Origin of the sequence: Micromonospora sp. CV4, from assembly GCF_003667455.1 — a bacterium.
Lineage (GTDB): Bacteria > Actinomycetota > Actinomycetes > Mycobacteriales > Micromonosporaceae > Micromonospora.
The window spans coordinates 27,179-43,063 of the sequence record NZ_RCVI01000261.1; the positions used below are offsets into that span (position 1 = coordinate 27,179).

General features: G+C 72.4%; 15 protein-coding genes. 11 read left to right on the forward strand and 4 right to left on the reverse strand.

The window, feature by feature from the left end; translation table 11 throughout:
* Positions 1-58 precede the first annotated feature (58 nt).
* Complete coding sequence (locus tag EAD98_RS15240; protein WP_121654718.1) at positions 59-538, reverse strand: helix-turn-helix domain-containing protein; 480 nt, start codon at positions 536-538, stop codon at positions 59-61.
* A gap of 112 nt (positions 539-650) precedes the next feature.
* Here EAD98_RS15240 and EAD98_RS15245 point away from each other — a divergent pair, with 112 nt between their 5' ends.
* The 4 genes from EAD98_RS15245 (at position 651) to EAD98_RS15255 (ending at position 4,583) form a co-directional block, all read left to right on the forward strand.
* Positions 651-2,258, forward strand: coding sequence for an MFS transporter (locus EAD98_RS15245; protein WP_121654719.1), 1,608 nt, complete (start codon positions 651-653; stop codon positions 2,256-2,258).
* Between the two features lie 287 nt (positions 2,259-2,545).
* Entirely contained in the window at positions 2,546-2,878 is a 333-nt protein-coding gene (locus EAD98_RS15250) for a nuclear transport factor 2 family protein (protein ID WP_121654720.1), read from the forward strand.
* Positions 2,879-3,237: 359 nt separating this feature from the next.
* A complete protein-coding gene (locus tag EAD98_RS31260; protein WP_199723418.1) occupies positions 3,238-3,411 on the forward strand; it encodes a hypothetical protein in 174 nt (57 codons plus the stop codon).
* Positions 3,412-3,515: 104 nt separating this feature from the next.
* Positions 3,516-4,583: a DUF2855 family protein gene (locus EAD98_RS15255; protein ID WP_121654721.1), complete on the forward strand. Its 1,068-nt coding sequence runs from the start codon at positions 3,516-3,518 to the stop codon at positions 4,581-4,583.
* Between the two features lie 24 nt (positions 4,584-4,607).
* On the opposite strand, the gene EAD98_RS15260 is transcribed toward EAD98_RS15255, so the two are convergent.
* The 3 genes from EAD98_RS15260 to EAD98_RS15265 form a co-directional block, all read right to left on the reverse strand.
* A complete protein-coding gene (locus tag EAD98_RS15260; RefSeq protein ID WP_121654722.1) occupies positions 4,608-5,408 on the reverse strand; it encodes an SDR family NAD(P)-dependent oxidoreductase in 801 nt (266 codons plus the stop codon).
* Between the two features lie 129 nt (positions 5,409-5,537).
* Complete coding sequence (locus tag EAD98_RS30690; protein WP_147457400.1) at positions 5,538-5,723, reverse strand: hypothetical protein; 186 nt, start codon at positions 5,721-5,723, stop codon at positions 5,538-5,540.
* 218 nt (positions 5,724-5,941) lie between these two features.
* Positions 5,942-6,502: a GNAT family N-acetyltransferase gene (locus tag EAD98_RS15265; RefSeq protein ID WP_121654723.1), complete on the reverse strand. Its 561-nt coding sequence runs from the start codon at positions 6,500-6,502 to the stop codon at positions 5,942-5,944.
* 214 nt (positions 6,503-6,716) lie between these two features.
* On the opposite strand from EAD98_RS15265, the gene EAD98_RS15270 reads away from it, so the two are divergent.
* The 7 genes from EAD98_RS15270 to EAD98_RS15300 all read left to right on the forward strand — a co-directional run bounded on the left by EAD98_RS15270 (position 6,717) and on the right by EAD98_RS15300 (position 15,860).
* Complete coding sequence (locus tag EAD98_RS15270) at positions 6,717-7,427, forward strand: siderophore-interacting protein (RefSeq protein ID WP_121654724.1); 711 nt, start codon at positions 6,717-6,719, stop codon at positions 7,425-7,427.
* The gene (locus EAD98_RS15275; protein ID WP_121654725.1) at positions 7,424-8,680 is read left to right on the forward strand and encodes an MFS transporter; all 1,257 of its coding nucleotides are present in this window, start codon (positions 7,424-7,426) and stop codon (positions 8,678-8,680) included. Before EAD98_RS15270 ends, EAD98_RS15275 begins: the two co-directional genes overlap by 4 nt.
* A 92-nt stretch (positions 8,681-8,772) precedes the next feature.
* Positions 8,773-10,239 carry an MFS transporter gene (locus tag EAD98_RS15280; protein ID WP_121654777.1) on the forward strand — a complete coding sequence of 489 codons (1,467 nt, stop codon included), beginning with the start codon at positions 8,773-8,775 and terminating at the stop codon, positions 10,237-10,239.
* An 86-nt stretch (positions 10,240-10,325) separates the two neighbouring features.
* Positions 10,326-11,495 carry an acetyl-CoA carboxylase biotin carboxylase subunit family protein gene (locus EAD98_RS15285; RefSeq protein ID WP_121654726.1) on the forward strand — a complete coding sequence of 390 codons (1,170 nt, stop codon included), beginning with the start codon at positions 10,326-10,328 and terminating at the stop codon, positions 11,493-11,495.
* Complete coding sequence (locus tag EAD98_RS15290; protein ID WP_121654727.1) at positions 11,492-13,123, forward strand: IucA/IucC family protein; 1,632 nt, start codon at positions 11,492-11,494, stop codon at positions 13,121-13,123. The genes EAD98_RS15285 and EAD98_RS15290 overlap by 4 nt, the downstream gene beginning before the upstream one ends.
* Positions 13,120-14,718: an IucA/IucC family siderophore biosynthesis protein gene (locus EAD98_RS15295; RefSeq protein WP_121654728.1), complete on the forward strand. Its 1,599-nt coding sequence runs from the start codon at positions 13,120-13,122 to the stop codon at positions 14,716-14,718. Before EAD98_RS15290 ends, EAD98_RS15295 begins: the two co-directional genes overlap by 4 nt.
* Positions 14,715-15,860: an alanine racemase gene (locus tag EAD98_RS15300; RefSeq protein WP_121654729.1), complete on the forward strand. Its 1,146-nt coding sequence runs from the start codon at positions 14,715-14,717 to the stop codon at positions 15,858-15,860. Before EAD98_RS15295 ends, EAD98_RS15300 begins: the two co-directional genes overlap by 4 nt.
* The last annotated feature ends 25 nt before the right edge of the window (positions 15,861-15,885 follow it).

Genomic DNA, 15,885 nt, shown 5'->3' on the forward strand with positions numbered 1-15,885 from the left:
GGGCCAGTGGCGCGTCCCGGCCTTCGATGCCGGCCACCGTGCCCCGGCCGTGCGTGGATCACCCCTGCCGGATCAGCCCCGGGCCGGCGATGATGTCGACGTCACCGTCCGCGACGTCGTGGCCGGCTTCGCAGCGGAGGACCGCTCGGACCGGTTGGCCGCAGTCGTGGTGGGTGGCGAGAATCGGCGGGCCGGTGTCGTCGGTGGCCCAGGTGTCGCCCCAGTTGCGCAGCGCGGTGATGACCGGCACGAGTTCGCGCCCCTTGGCCGTGAGCTGGTATTCGTGGCGGGTGCGCTGCCCCGGCTCCCGGTAGGGGATCCGTTCGAGGAGGCCGGCGCCGACCAGTTCCTTGAGTCGGGCCGCCATGGCGGGTTCACCGATCCCGACTCGGCGGACGAAGTCGTCGAAACGCCTCGTGCCGAGCAGGGCGTCGCGCATGATCAGGATCGTTGACCTGCTGCCCACGATGTCCATCGCACGTGCGATCGAGCAGTTCGCGTTCGACCAGGAGTCGCGGTCGTTCCGGAGGTCCTCCATGCCTTCCAGCGTACCTGGCTTGCGGTGAAGCTAGTCAGGTGCTTCACTGGGTGACTGCTGGCTTCTCCAAGCAGAAGTCAGATCCGGAATCGACTGACTTTGAGGACGTTTCGTGACCACTCAGCCCAGCAGCACCGCCCTGACCGGGTCGACACGCCCACAGGACGCCGACCGGCCCGGCAGAGCTGACCGGCCGCGGACATCCGGGCCGGCCGGCACCGGGCGTCGGGCCATCCGCGGCTCGCACGCGGTGACGCTGATCGCCATGTGCCTGGGCGCGATGATCACGTTCCTCCAGATCACCGCGACGGTGTCCGCCCTGACCACCATCCAGCGAGACCTGCGGGTCGACCCGACCACCGTCATCTGGATCCCCAGCGCCTACACCCTGGTGGTGGCGAGCCTGGTGCTGTCCGCCGCCACGCTGGGCAACCGGTACGGGCGCAGGCGGATGTTCGGCGCCGGCGTCCTCACCATGATCGTTGGCGGCGCCGTCGTGGCCGGTGCTCCCACCGTGGCCTGGGTGATCGTCGGGCAGTTGGTGGCGGGTCTCGGCGGCGCACTGATCCTGCCGAACAGCCTGGCGATCCTGGGCGCGACCTTCACCGACCCGCACCGCCGCACCGAGGTCATCACCGCCTGGTCGGCCGCCTCCGGCATCGGCCTGGCGGTCGGCCCGCTGATCGCCGGCACCCTGCTGCGGCACTTCCACTGGAACAGCGTCTTCCTGTCGACGATCGTGCTGGGCGTGGTCACCCTCGTCGTGGCCGCGATCGGGGTGGCCGAGTCCCGGCAGGGCGCGGGTCGCCTGGACGTAGCCGGCCTGCTGCTCGGCACCATCGCCATCGCCGCCGCCGTCTACGCGATGATCAGGGGCGGCCGGGACGGCTACACCAGCCCGGTCGTGGCCACGACCTGGATCGTCTCCGCCGCCGCGCTGGTCGGGTTCGTGCTGGTCGAACTGCGCGCCAGCGCACCGATGCTCGACGTACGGCTGTTCCGGTCCGCGTCGTTCAGCGCCGTCATGGTCGTCGCGGCGGTGTCGCTGTTCGGCTTCACCGGTGTGGCGATCCTGCTCGTCCTGTTCCACGAGCGTGCTCAGGCCCTCAGCCCGCTCGACACCGGCTGGCGGATGCTGGTGCTCTTCGGTGTCTACGCGGTCGTCGCCTTCGCCGCCGGGCGGGCGATCCGCCGTACCGGATTCAAGGCCCCGCTCACCGCCGGCCTCGTCCTCGGTGCCGCGGCCAGTTTCGGTCTGGCCGCCCAGGGCCCGGCCACCCCGTTCGACCAGCGCTGGCCGCTGCTGGCGTTGTTCGGTGCCGCCAGCGCCCTGGTGGTGGCCCCGGCGACGGCGGCGGCGTTGGCCAGCGTCGCGCCCGCCCAGGCGGGCATGGCCTCCGGCGCGGTGAACGCCGCCCGCCAGGTCGGCTCGGTGCTCGGCTCGTCCCTGCTGGGCACGCTGCTCACCACCACGATGCTGGCCGACCTGCCCGACCGGCTCGCCGCTCACCAGGTGGGCGAGCCCACTCGGACGGCGGTGCGGACGGCGGTGGCCGGCGGCGCCACCGGCGACCCGGCGCTGCCCGACCCGGTCCGGTCGGCCCTCGCCGAGGCCCTGGCCGCCGGTGTGCAGGCCGGGCTGCGGGTCAACGGCATCGTCTTCCTCGCGACCGCCGTGCTCGCTCTCGCCCTGGTCCGCAACCGGCCGCACCAGCACTAGGCGCCGTACGGCGTCCGGGTCACAGCGTCACACCCCGGCTTTACTCTGACCATTACCGCCGCCGACGCGCTGGTCGACCGTCTCGCCGTCCGAAACGGCGTCGACCGGGACACCGCTCCCGGGTACCTGAGGGAATCCCCGAGCGGAGTCCCGCCGGGTCGCCCGGCGCGGCTGGTCGAGGTGGCCTTCGACCGCAACCGGCGAACGTCGCCGCATGATCGACGGCGGCACCATGTCGACGGTCTGACCCGACCCGCACAACAGTGTCCAGAAGGGACATCGAACCCATGACTGCCGACCAGGTCGCGCCGACCATCATCCGCCGGTACTTCGAGCTGGCCGGCCAGCCGGACTCCGAGGACTATTTCGCCCTGTTCGCCGATGACGCCGTCGTCGAGGACGAGTCGACCGAGTACCGCGGCATCGCGGCCATCCGCGAGTGGCGCCGTGCGGTGTCCCGGGTGTCGTACGACCTCACCGACGTGCAGGACACGCCCGCCGGCACCGTCGTGACCGCGACGATCACCGGCGACTTTCCCGGCAGCCCGTTCGCCGGGCTTCGGTTCCGCTTCAGCGACTACGACGCCAACGTGATCAGGGCCCTGCGCATCGCACCCTGACGAGCCGCGCACGATCGACGAAGCTGTCCCGCGGACCGCTGTTGCCGTTGCGGTCGGCTTCCGGGGTTTCGTGGATCGCCCGTGCGAGGTGCAGGGCAGCGCACCGAGGGCGTACGGTGAGCGTGTCGCCCGGGACCCCGGTGGTCGCCATACGTCGCCACCAGCCCAAGGGGCGTCAACGATCGTCATCCCCAGTCGCTGCGAGTGCTGATCGTGTTGGTTGATCACCGACCGCGTCCCGGCCGTCTGATTTCACCGCGCAGTCGGGTTCGGCGCGTTGGCCGGTGGTGGATTCCGGCCCGTTCACACCGCCGTCCGCGAGCATGAGCGTTTCGGACGGCCCAACCAGGGAGCACCAGATGATGATCGACAGGCACCGAATCGTCAGCGCTCTCCGCGACCGGGGTCAGCAGGCCAGGGCCGACTGGGTGGAGCGCGAGCTGCCGGAGCGGGTCGACCCGGCCAAGCACTCCGGCCTGCTTGCCACCCTGCATCTCGACCCGGCCGACCTCGCCGACGCCATCTCGCCGTGAGGATGGCGGGGCGCGGGCCGGTCGCCGGGCCCGCTCCGCGCTCAGTGGGATTTTGCACTGAGAGTGCACTTGTCTCCGTTTCTGGGACTGTCTAGCGTCAGGCCATGCCTGCCTCATGGACATTCGCCGTGGCCCGTGATGACCTCGGCCGGACCACCATCGTCGATGGCGCGACGTCCGCTCTGTCCGACGGTGAGGCGCTGCTCCGGGTGGACCGTGTCGGCCTGACCGCCAACAACGTGACCTACGCGGTGCTCGGTGAGTCGATGCGCTACTGGCAGTTCTTCCCGCCGGACGCCCGTGGGCTCGGGTCGCAATGGGGGCTCCCGCCGCTGTGGGGCTTCGCCGAGGTGATCGCGTCGACGGTTCCGGAGGTCGCGGAGGGGCAGCGGGTCTACGGCTACCTCCCGCCCGCGGGTCACCTCGTGGTCCGGCCGCACCGGGTGGACGGGTCCGGGTTCCGCGACGCGAGCACGCACCGGGCCGGGCTGCCCTCGCCGTACAACGCCTACCGGTCGACCACCGGCGATCCGGCGTACCGGCCCGAGCAGGAGGACCTGCTGATCCTGTTCCGGCCGCTGTTCTTCACCTCTTTCATGCTGGCCGACCAGGTCGCCGACAACGGCTTCTACGGCGCGGCGTCGTTGGTGATGTCGTCGGCGTCCAGCAAGACCGCCTACGCCACGGCGTTCGAACTGCATGGTCGTGGCCCGCGTCTGGTGGGGCTCACCTCACCCGGCAACCTCGCCTTCACGCGGTCGCTCGGCTGCTACGACGAGGTCCTCTCCTACGACGACATCGGCCTCCTCGACGTGGTCCCGACCGTGTATCTCGACCTGTCCGGAGCGCCATCGACCCGCGCCGCTCTGCGACGGCGCCTCGGTGGCCAGCTCGTGCGGGACATCGCGGTCGGGCTCACCAACCAGACCCCGAACGCCGACGCCGCCGAGGAGGTGTTCTTCGCGCCGGTCCAGATGCGCAAGCGCAGCCGGGAGTGGGGCCGCGAAGGGCTCGACCAACGGTTCGCCGAGGCCTGGCAACTGTTCACCGCCGTGGCGACCGGCTGGCTCGACGTCCGGGTCGGTGCGGGGCCGGAAGCCCTACGGCACGCGTGGCTGGAGGTCCTCGACGGCCGTACGCCACCACGGGTGGGTCACGTCGTCCAGTTGTGAGTGGCCGATGGTCGACCGAAACGGTTACGGGATGATCGCGTCGACGTAGCCGCCGTCGACCCGGACCGCGGCGCCGGTCGTCGCGGAGGCCAGGGGAGAGGCGAGGTAGGTGACCATGTTGGCGATCTCCTCGGGTTCGATCAGCCGCTGAAGCAGGGACTGCGGCCGGTGCAGTCGCATGAACTCCCGCTGCGCCTCATCCCACGGCAGGCTGTCGCCCATGAGCTCGGAGATGAAGTTCTCGACGCCTCCGGTGTGGGTGGGCCCGGCGAGCACGGAGTTGACGGTCACGCCCGTGCCGGCCGCGGCCTTCGCGAACCCGCGCGAGACACCGAGCAGTGCCGTCTTCGAGACCCCGTAGTGGATCATTTCGGCCGGGATCGCCACCGCCGAGTCGCTGACGATGTACTGCACGCGCCCCCAGCCGCGCTCCATCATTCCGGGCAGGTAGGCCCGGGTCAGCCGGACGCCGGCCAGCACGTTCACCTCGAAGTAGCGGCGCCACTCGTCATCCGAGATCTCCAGGGCGGGGGTGGGGCCGAAGATGCCGAGATTGTTGACGAGGATGTCGACGGTGGGCAGCAGGTCGAGGGTCCGCGCGGCGCCCTCGTCGCTGGCGACGTCGGCGTCGATCTCGATCACGTCGGCACCGGGGACCTCGCTCCGCAACGCCACCGCCGCCTTCTGGACGCTGGCGGCGGTACGGCCGTTGACCGCCACCCGGGCCCCCGCGCGCGCGAGGCCGGTGGCGATGGCCGCGCCGATCCCCTGGGTCGAACCGGTGACCAGCGCGGTCCTGCCCGCGAGATCGATGTGAACCGTCATGGTTGTCCTGTTCGTCGGCGTTTCCCCGGCCACCCCGGGTCGGGGGACCGCTTCCGGCAACCTCGACCGTAACGGCGCCGGCCAGACCCGGCAGTGGGAGTCGGGCACGGCGGGTGGCGTGCCCCCGGATCAGTCGCGCTGATCCGGGTTGTCGCCCGCCATCGCCGCCGGCCGGGCCGGCGTCACCGCGAACGGGTGGCGTAGTCGTCGCATGGCTTCCTCGCTCCCGTCGAAGGCCACGTCCGAGCTGTCCAGCCCGTCGGCGGTCGAATTGGCGAGAAACAACACCGGTCGATCATTGCCGTTCGATGTCATGCAGGAGTCCTGTCTTCAACAAGGAGTGCGTCCGGGTCGTCGGCAACTCCTGCCGCACAACCTCGTGACGAACGCGGCGCTCACGCTGGCGCCAGAGCGCGGTGTCGCGATCTCGGGCGAAGGCCCGGCGACACCAGTACACCGAACCCTACCCGGCATCGCCGATCGTCATGCGCCGACGCACGTCCCCGTGCGCACCCGACCGTGGCGGGCGGCGGTCAGGCCGGCGTCGGGTGGTCCGACTCGAATCGGGTGCGCGTCAGGAACGCGAGCTGGGCACGCTTGTCCGGCATGTCGATCTCGGACCCGAAGGTGAAGCCCTCGACCTCCAGTCGACGTAGCGCGAGGTGGTTGCGCACGTCCGGCTCGACGACGATCCGCTGGGCGGCCGGGTCGCGGAACAGGAAGCGGGCGAGGGCGGGGCCGACCGCGGTGGTGAGGCCCTGGGCGAGGTGCCGGTCGGGGCTGAGCAGCAGGTGCATCCCGACGTCGCCGGGCTGGACCTGGTAGCGCTCGCCGACCGGGTCCGCCTCGGGCTGGTACGTCTGGAAGAGGCCGACCGGCTCCTCGTCGATCAGAATCAGGTACGCGTGGTGCGTCGGCAGGCTGTCGACGAAGGCGTAGATCTCGCGTACCTGTTCCAGCGTGTGCGACCCCATGCCCCAGAAGGAGTTGCGGGGGCGGGTGACCCAGGTGTGCAGGAGTTCGGCGTGCCGGTCGGGTTCGACGGTCACCAGCGACAACTCGCCGAGGCCCGGGATCTTCTCCTGGTATGTCATGTCGCGCTGTCCTTTGCTGAAGGGGCGGGGAGGTGGGCCGTGACCGGGTGAGGTCGTCGATGCGGTCGGCCCACGACCGGGCGCGCTTCCCGGGGCGTCGCGGCGGGCGGGGCTCTTTGCTGCACTGCGCCGAAGCGAGGGAGACGCATGTTCCGTCAGGTGCCGAGTTAGGTTACCCTCCCCTAACGAAGGCTGACCTTACCTGGAGGGGTGCGTGAAACGGAACTGGGAGGCCCTGGTCCTCAAGGCCATGGGAGGCCGGGACTTTCGGTTGACCGTGCTGGGCACCGAGTCGATCGACGGGCACTACCAGCGGCTGCTCCTGGACGGTGGCGGCCTGCTGGAGGCGTGCGGGGTCCACCCGACGATGTGGATCCGGCTGTGGTTCGACAATGACGGCCGGGCACACCAGCGTGCGTACACGTTGGTGGACCCCGACCCGGCAACCGGCCGGTTCAGCCTCGAATTCGCCATCCACGACGGCTGCGCCGCCCGCTGGGCGACCACGGCACAGGTCGGCGACACCATCGGCGCCACCGTTCAGGGCAGCGCGTTCCACCTGCCCGACCCCGCACCCGAGCACCTCTACCTCGTCGGCGACGCGGCGTCCCTGCCGGCGGTGAACAGCCTGCTCGACGTCAGCGCCGACATCCCGGCGACGGTCTGGCTGGAGTACGCCCACGAGGGCGAGAAGGCGCTCACACCACGGGCCCGGGCGCACCACGACGTCACCTGGGTGCCTCGGCGCGACTCCGGCCAACACCTGGTCGACACGGTCTGCGCGGCCCTGCCGGCCAGCGACGCGGCCCACTACTGGGTGGCCTGCGAGGCGGCCAGCACCCGCAGCATCGTCCGGCACGTGCGGCGCACACTGGGCGTCGACAAGGGGCAGTTGACGTCCCTCGCGTACTGGAAAGCCGCATGACGGGTCGCCTCGGCACCCTGACCGCGCTGTACGTCACGCAGTATCTCGGCATCGGCTTCATCACCGTCGGGCTGACCGCCATCCTGCGCGACGGCGGCACCTCGCTGGAGACCCTGGCGCTGCTGCAGATCGTCGGTCTGATCTGGCCCGTCAAGTTCCTCTGGGCGCCGATCCTCGACCGGTACGGCTCCCGTCGCCGCGGCCACTACCGATCCTGGCTGCTCGTGCTCCAGAGCGCCCTGGTGCTCGCCCTGCTGGCGCTGCTGCCGTTCTCCCGCCCGGCCGACGCGCTCGGCCCGGTCATCGCCATCTGCGCGCTGTACGTCCTCTTCTCCGCCACGCAGGACATCGCGGTGGACGCGGTGGCCGTGCGGATGCTCACCGAGTCGGCTCGGGGGACCGGCAACGGCATCCAGGTGGCGGCGAGCTACCTCGGCAACCTGCTCGGTGGCGGCGCCTGCGTACTGGTCTACGACCGGTTCGGCTGGATGCCGGCGATCAGCCTGCTGGCCGCGCTGACGGCCGTCGGCCTGCTGGTGGTGTGGCGGTTCCGCGAGCCGGTCCGTACCGATCGGGTGGTCCGGGTCGGCACGGCCTACCGGGCGCTGCTGTCGGTGTTCGGCCAACCGGGATGCCGGTGGTGGACGTTCGGCGTGGTGCCCCTCGTGTACGTCGGGGCTGGAATGGCGTACGCCCTGGTGACGCCGGCCCTGGTCGATGCGGGCTGGTCGTTGGGCCGGATCGGCGTGGTGACGGGTGTGGTGGTCAGCGCGCCGGCCATCGTGGCCGGTCTGGTCGCGGGGCTCGGGATCGGGCGGTTCGGGCGCAGCGGTGTGCTCGTGGCCGGGGGCCTGGCCCTGGCGTTGTCGACGATGCTGCTGCTGCCGTTGATGAACGGTCGCGCGCCGCTGGGCGGTACGGTCGCCGCGCTCTGCTGTTTCATGGTCGCGTACACCATCGCCAACGTCGTGCTCTACACGGTCAACATGGACTACTCCCGCCCCGACACCGGCGGCACCGACTTCACCGTGCTGTCGTCGTTCGGGCTGGTCTGCTCGTTCGTGGCCGCCTCCCTCGGTCTCGCGGCGGCCGACCAGGTGGGCTATCCGGCCGTCGCGGTCGCCGCCATCCTGCTGGTGGTCGCCGGGGTCGCCCTCGGCCTCGCACACCAGCGGCGGTTCCCCCGCACGCCGCGTCCCAGCCCCGGGCCCGCCACCGAGCACACGCCGGACGGTGTGCGGGCGGTGGCGTGACATCCGGTGGCCGACGCGGGGCGGCCGTGCACGCGCCGGTCGTCGGTGAGCCGGCGGTTTCGCCGGCCACCCCGACCACGGCATCGGCCCGGCTGCCCCACCGGTGGCTCATCCTGGCCGTGCTCTGTGCCGCCCAGCTCGTCGTGGTGCTGGACAACACGGTGCTGACCGTGGCGGTGCCGGTGCTCACCACCGAGCTGGGCGCCAGCACCGCCGACGTGCAATGGATGATCAACGCGTACGCGCTTGTGCTGTCGGGTCTGCTGCTCACCGCGGGCAGCGCCGCCGATCGGTACGGGCGCCGCCGGATGCTCCTCGCCGGGTTGGTCCTGTTCGGGCTCGGCTCGCTGGCCGCCGGCCTCTCCAGCACCAGCGGGCAGTTGATCGCGGCGCGGGCCGGAATGGGCATCGGTGGGGCGCTGCTGGTCACCTCCACCCTCGCGGTCGCGATGCAGGTCTTCGACGGTGCCGAACGGTCCCGGGCCATCGGCATCTGGGCCGCCACCAGCGCGCTGGGCTTCGCCGTTGGACCGCCGATCGGTGGCACCATCCTCGCCCACCTGCCGTGGGGCGCCATCTTCCTGATGAACGTCCCCATCGTGCTGGTCTGCCTGGTGGTCGGCCGTGCGTTGATCCCCGAGTCCCGTGATCCGTCCGGTGGTCGCCTCGACGTGGTCGGCGCGGTGCTCTCCACCACCGGGCTGACCGCCGTCGTCTGGTCGATCATCTCCGGGCCGGACCGGGGTTGGGCGTCGGGCGAGGTGCTGGGCGCCGCGGCCGTCGGCGTACTCCTGCTCGGGCTCTTCGTTCTATGGGAGCGGCGGGCCGCCGACCCGATGCTGGACATGCACTTCTTCCGGGACCGGCGCTTCGTCGGCGCGATCTCCGGCGTCGTCCTGATCACGTTCGGCGCCACCGGCGCGCTGTTCCTGCTCACCCAGCACCTGCAGTTCGTCCGCGGCTACCCCGCCTGGGAGGCCGGCCTGCGGATGGCGCCCTTCGCTCTGTCCATCGTGCTGCTCAACGTCAGCGGCGTCGCCACGGCCCTGATCCGTCGGCTCGGGCTGGCCGCCGCCATCGCCGTGGGGATGACGTTGCTCGCGGGTGGTCTCGCGGTGGTCACCCTCGTCCCCTCCGACGGCTACGGGGTGCTGCTGGGTGGGCTGCTCGTCATGGGCGTCGGCTGCGCCCTGGCCAACCCGGCGATCGTCGAGGCGGTGATGAGCGCGATCCCGGCGGAGAAGGCCGGCGCCGGCGCGGGGGTCGACGGCACCATGACCGAGGTCGGCAGCAGTCTCGGCATCGCCGTGCTGGGCGCCGTACTGAACGCTCGGTTCGCCGCCCTGCTACCGGCCGCCCTGGCCGGCGCCGGATCATTCCCGGCGGCCCTCGCCGCCGCCGACGAAGGCCCGGAACGGGAGGCGGTGACCGTCGCCTTCGCCTCGGCGTTGGAGACCGGCCAGACGGTGGGCGCCGCCGCGGTTCTGGTCGGTGGCCTGGTGGCCGCCGGGCTGCTGCGCCGGGCGCAACGATCGGAGTCCGGGCCCGCCGGCGGGTAGCCACCGAACTACGCAGACCGCGCATACCCGCACAATAAGGGTAGGCTATCCTAATCGCGACGATAGTCCCGGTCGACGGAGGCGGTATGCGGCTCTACCTCACCGCGCTCAACCCCACCGACGCGGTCCTGGAGGGGTTCCTCCCGGCGGCGGCCTCGCTCGGGCTGCCGGTCACCGTGCTGACCGATCGACCCGCGGACTGGCCGGGCGATGCGCCGGTGGCGCGGTGCGCGATCCGGGACGCGGCGGCGGTGGTCGCGGCGACAGCACCCGACCGGCCGGTGGCGCTGCTGTCCAACAGCGACCACCTTCAGGAGGTGACCGCCATCGCCGCCCGCAAACTCGGTCTTGCGGGCAAGGACCCCGACGCGGCACGTCTCTGCAAGGACAAGGCCGCGGCCCGCCGGGCGATCGAGGCCGCCGGGCTCGACCTCGTCCGCTCGGCCACCATCGACCCCGGTGCCCCACCCACGGTCCCGGACGAGCTGTTCCCGGCGGTGGTCAAACCCCGCGAGGGGGTGGCCAGCGAGGACGCCTACCTCGTGGCCGACCACCGGGAGCTGGCCGCCCGGGTCACCGAGATCCGCGGCCGGCGGCCGGACGTCGCCCTGGTCGTCGAGGAGTACCTCGCCGGAGAGCTGCGGACCTACGACACGCTCGGCGACGGTACGGCGCTGGCCGACCTCGGCGGGTGGCGCACCCACCTCGGGCCGCCACCGACCTTCACCGAGGAGAGCCTCGACTGGTCGCCCCCGGTGGAGTCGACCAGCACCCAGCTACGGGCGCGACTCGACGCGCTCGGGGTCGGCTTCGGCGCCTGCCACACCGAGTACGTCGTGCAGGACGGACGGGTCCGCCTGATCGAGGTCAACTACCGCCTCATCGGTGACCGGATGGATCTGATCCTCGCGGAGCTGCTCGGCGTGCCGCTGTTCGAGTACGTGATCCGGCTGCACCTCGGTGAGCCGCTGGCCGCCCTCGACCTGCCCGCCACCATCGACCGGCACGCCCGGGTCGAGTACGTCTGCGCGGACCGGACGGGCCGGCTCGCCGCCGCGCCCGGCCGGCTGGACACCACACACGACGGCGTCCGGCTGAGCTGCCGACCCCTACGCGAGGTGGGCGGCACCGCCGCCCACACCGGCACCAACCGCGACTACATCGCCGCGCTGCACGGGATCGGCCCCGACCAGGACACCGTACGGAGGTCGCTGGCCGTCTTCCGGCGTGACCTCCAGTGGACGATTGTCGAGTGAGCGACGACTGCGAGCGGGAGGTGTTCCTCCGGGTGCTCGACGCCCTGCTGCGCGAGGACCACCTCGGTCTGCTCAGCCGAGGCAGGCTGGCAGCTCCCGGCTGGTGGGAGGTCCCGCACACCGCCGGGCTGCTGCGGATTCCGGTTCGCGCGGACGGCTTTCAGCAGGCCCTGCGCAGCGCCGCGCCGGTGGTGCACGTCGTCTCCGACCGCGACACCCTCGTGACGATGGCGGACACACTGGACGGTCTGCTGACGGTGCTCGCTCCCGACGGCGATGTCGAGGCCGAGGCCGGCTGGCGGGACTTCGCCGCCGAGTGCCGCGCCGACCTGCGGGCCCGGCGGCTCGCCACCCGTGCCCGGCCCCGCGTGCTCGCGGCCGTGGCCGCCGAGCGCGCGAGCACCCCCACCGGCATGCCGGCCGCGCTGCTGGACGACGTGCTCGCCGCGCACCAGGGCCACCCGGTCTACCCCACCGACCGGTGCCGGCACGGGCTCGACGACGACGACCTTCTGCGGTACGCACCCGAGCACGCGCCACGCTTCGCGCTGCGCTGGTACGCGGCGGCCGCCGAGGCGGTGACCCTCGCCGGTGACCTTCCCGCGTGGTGGCCGCGGGCGCCGCGTCCGGATCAGCTGTTGATGCCGGCGCATCCGCTGACCGCGGCACGCGACGCGCTACCGGTGGTGGACCTGCCGATGATCTCCGCGCGACCCACCCTCTCCATGCGGACCGTCGCGCTCGACCACGACCCGTACCTGCACCTGAAGGTGCCGCTGCCGACCGCGAGCCTCGGGGCCCGCAACCGGCGCACGCTGCACCCGGGCTCGCTGGCCGACGGTGCGACGGTCGCCGGGCTGCTCGACCGGATCGCCACCGCGGAACCGGCCTTCGTCGGCCGGATCCGCCATGCCGACGAGAGCACCTACGCGTACGTCGACGGCGACGAACGCCGCGGTTTCCTGCTGCGCCGATTCCCCCGCGATCTGGCCGGGGTGCGGGTGGTGCCGGTTGCCGCCCTCGCCGCACCCGACCCGGTCGCGGGCACCGTCCTCGAACGGGTCAGCCCCGGGCGGCCCGAGGCGCTGCTGGAGTCCTACCTGGATCTCCTGCTCGACTGGCACGTCTGTCTCTGGCTACGGCACGGGATCGCCCTGGAGGCGCACCCGCAGAACATCCACCTGCTGGTGCACCCCGACGGGACGGTCGGCCTGCTCTACAAGGACAACGACGGCGCCCGACTGGACGTCCGGCAGGGCGGCGCGGTGGGGCTCGAGCTGCGGGACGAGCGGATGTGGGCGCGCGACCCGCAGGAGCTGGCCGACGTGTTCATCACCATCACCCTGCACCTGGCCGCGGCGGCGCCCCTGATCGCCCTGGCCGACCGAGGCCTGCCGGTGCCGTCACCGGCCGCCGCGCTCGCGCCCCGGCTGGCTGCGGCCCGGGACCGTTGGGGCGACGGGCCGGCGGCGCGATCCTTCACCGAGCGGGTCCTGCGGGCCGCTCACCTACCCATCAAGGCGATGCTCACCGCCGGCACCCTGCTGCCTAAGCAGCGGCTCGGCTGCTCCGACGTGAACAAGTACTACCGGCGCACCGGCCCGAACTACCTCCGGGAGACACGATGACGAGCGCACAGCTGCGCTCCCGGCCGGGCGTCGACACCGGCCGACTCGCCGACCTGGCCGCCGCCCACAGCGTCTTCGGCTGCCTGCTGCGCGAGATCGCTCTGCCCGACGGCGACGCCACGGTGGTCGACGGAACCGCCCGTCTGCTGCTGCGGCACCTCGACGTGACACTCCGCTGCGCCGTCGCGCGAACCTCTTCGCTCGGCGCGCACCGCTACGCCGGCCCGGTGCAGCGCAGGACTGCCGCCGGCCGGTGGGAGGACCTGGACGCGGCCGGCCTGGCGGGCCTGGTCGCGGCGGAACTGACCGCCCGTACCGGCCAGGTGAACGACGAGTTCCTCGGGCAGGTCCGGGCCAGCCGGGACACCGTGGCCCGGCTGCTCGCCGAGCGCCCGGCGCAGGATCCCACCCCCACCGGCGAGGCGGCCATCGACGCGTACGTCGAATCCGAACAGTCGCTGGTCTTCGGCCATCCCCACCATCCCGCGCCGAAGTGGCGCAGCGGTGCTCCGGACAGCTGGCGGGCCTACGCGCCGGAGCTGCGTACCGCCTTCCGGCTGCACTGGCTCGCCGTACCGGACGACCTCGTCACCAACGCCGGACCGTTCGACCCGCTGATCACCGCCCTCGACCCGCCGCGGTCCCCGGCCGGGCACCGGGTGCTGCCCGTGCACCCCTGGCAGCTGTCGCTGATCCCGCCGGCGGACCCGCGGCTTCACCACCTCGGTGCGGCCGGTGTCCCGGTACGGCCGACAGCGAGCGTCCGCACCCTCTACGCCCCCGACGCCGACCTGTTCCTCAAGACCAGCCTGCATGTGCGGATCACCAACTGCCTGCGCAAGAACGCACGGTACGAACTCACCGGCGCGGTCGCGCTGACCGGGCTGCTGGCGCGGGTGCCGATGCCGGCCGGCATCGGGCTGCTCGCCGAGCCCGCCTACCGCACCGTCGGCCTCCCGGGCGCGGACGAGGCGTACGGGACGATCCTGCGCACCGGCCTGCGTCCGCACCTGCGACCCGGGGACACCCCGCTGCTGGCCGCGGCGCTGGCCGCCACGCCACTGGCCGTGCCGGATCCGGTCGCCTGGTGGCGCGCGTACATCGGGTTGCTGGTGCCGGCGGTGCTGCGCTGTTGGCTCAGCCACGGCGTCGTGCACGAGGCACACCTGCAGAACGTGGTCGTGGTCCTCGACCGGGATCGCCGCCCGGTGCGGATGCTGCTGCGGGACCTGGAGGGGGTGAAGCTGGACACCGACCGGTGGGCCACCTGGCCGGACGGCGTCCCGCCGCAGGTCGGCTACGGTCCACGGGACGCCCGCCGCCGGATCGTCTACTGCCTGTTCGTCAACCATCTGGGCGGCGTCTGCGGCGCGCTCGCCGACGCGCGACCGGGGATCGAAGCGCGGCTGTGGCAGGAGCTGCGCGCGGTCGTCGAAGCGGTGGCGGCCGATCTCGGCGATCCGTCGGAACTGCGGGCGCTGTTGAACGGGGAACCGCTGGTGGCCAAGGCGAACCTGCTGGTCCGGTGGCGGCGCGACGCCGACCGTGCCGCTCCGTTCGTGCCGGTGGCGAATCCGCTGGGCGGGCCACGATGACCCGACCGGTCTACGTCCACGACCTCGACGGGCTGGCCGCGCACGCCCGGTCCGTCCGGGCCGCGCTGCCGCAGGGGGTCGAGCTGCTCTACGCGGTCAAGGCCAACCCGGACCCGGGCGTGCTGCGGACGCTCGCGCCGGTCGTCGACGGGTTCGAGGCCGCCAGCCGTGGCGAGCTGCGGAGGCTGGCCGAGGTGCTGCCGGGCCGGGCGCCTGCCGCGTACGCCGGGCCCGGCAAGACCGACGAGGACCTCGCCGCGGCCCTCGCCGCCGGGGTGCACCGTATCCACGTCGAGTCGCCGGCCGAGCTGCGGCGTCTCGGTGCGCTGGCCGTCGCCTCGGGTCGGTCGGCCCAGGTGCTGTTGCGGGTGAACCTGCCGGTGGACGTGCCGGGCGCGAGCCTGGTGATGGGCGGCGGGCCCAGCCCGTTCGGCATGGATCCGGCCGACGCGGTGGAGTGTGCCCGCCGGCCGCCCGCCGGCGTCGAGGTGCGCGGAATCCACGCCCACCTGGCCAGCGGACTGGACGCCCCGCTCGCCGGCGCGGTCGCCGCAGCCGTGGTCCGCTGGTCCGTCGCCGAGGTCGGTGCCACCGAGGTCGATGTCGGGGGAGGCATGGCCGTCGACTACACCGACCCGGCATCGCGATTTGACTGGGTGAGCTACGGCCGGGCCCTGGCGGGCCTCCTCGACGAGTATCCCGGCCTGCGGGTGCGCATCGAGCCGGGTCGGTCGGTCACCGCCTACTGCGGGGCGTACCTCACCGAGGTCATCGACGTGAAACGCTCCTACGGCGAGTGGTTCGCGGTGGTGGCCGGCGGCACCCATCACCTGCGTACACCTGCCGCGAAGGGCCACCCGCAGCCGTTCAGCGTGCACCGGCGGCCGGATGCCGACGGCCCGCGCACCGACGGCGGGCCGGTCACCGTGGTCGGCCAGCTCTGCACCCCGAAGGACGTGTTGTCCCGCTCGGCCACCGCGGGGACGATCGGCGTGGGCGACGTGGTGGCCTTCGCCATGGCCGGGGCGTACGCCTGGAACATCAGTCACCGCGACTTCCTGCTGCACGAGCCGCCGCTGTTCCGCACCGGTGACCCGGATCAGGTGGCCGCCGACTGGGCGGCCCGACCGTTGCGGTCGTGACCCTGGACGCCGGTGGGCCGTCGGA

What these genes read in the sequence shown, in the direction of transcription:
- EAD98_RS31260 (WP_199723418.1), top strand. Translation starts at nt 3,238, where the DNA reads ATGATGATCGACAGGCACCGAATCGTCAGCGCTCTCCGCGACCGGGGT.
- EAD98_RS15300 (WP_121654729.1), top strand. Translation starts at nt 14,715, where the DNA reads ATGACCCGACCGGTCTACGTCCACGACCTCGACGGGCTGGCCGCGCAC.
- EAD98_RS15250 (WP_121654720.1), top strand. Translation starts at nt 2,546, where the DNA reads ATGACTGCCGACCAGGTCGCGCCGACCATCATCCGCCGGTACTTCGAG.
- EAD98_RS15285 (WP_121654726.1), top strand. Translation starts at nt 10,326, where the DNA reads ATGCGGCTCTACCTCACCGCGCTCAACCCCACCGACGCGGTCCTGGAG.
- EAD98_RS15260 (WP_121654722.1), bottom strand. Translation starts at nt 5,408, where the DNA reads ATGACGGTTCACATCGATCTCGCGGGCAGGACCGCGCTGGTCACCGGT.
- EAD98_RS15265 (WP_121654723.1), bottom strand. Translation starts at nt 6,502, where the DNA reads ATGACATACCAGGAGAAGATCCCGGGCCTCGGCGAGTTGTCGCTGGTG.
- EAD98_RS15275 (WP_121654725.1), top strand. Translation starts at nt 7,424, where the DNA reads ATGACGGGTCGCCTCGGCACCCTGACCGCGCTGTACGTCACGCAGTAT.
- EAD98_RS30690 (WP_147457400.1), bottom strand. Translation starts at nt 5,723, where the DNA reads ATGACATCGAACGGCAATGATCGACCGGTGTTGTTTCTCGCCAATTCG.
- EAD98_RS15240 (WP_121654718.1), bottom strand. Translation starts at nt 538, where the DNA reads ATGGAGGACCTCCGGAACGACCGCGACTCCTGGTCGAACGCGAACTGC.
- EAD98_RS15295 (WP_121654728.1), top strand. Translation starts at nt 13,120, where the DNA reads ATGACGAGCGCACAGCTGCGCTCCCGGCCGGGCGTCGACACCGGCCGA.
- EAD98_RS15255 (WP_121654721.1), top strand. Translation starts at nt 3,516, where the DNA reads ATGCCTGCCTCATGGACATTCGCCGTGGCCCGTGATGACCTCGGCCGG.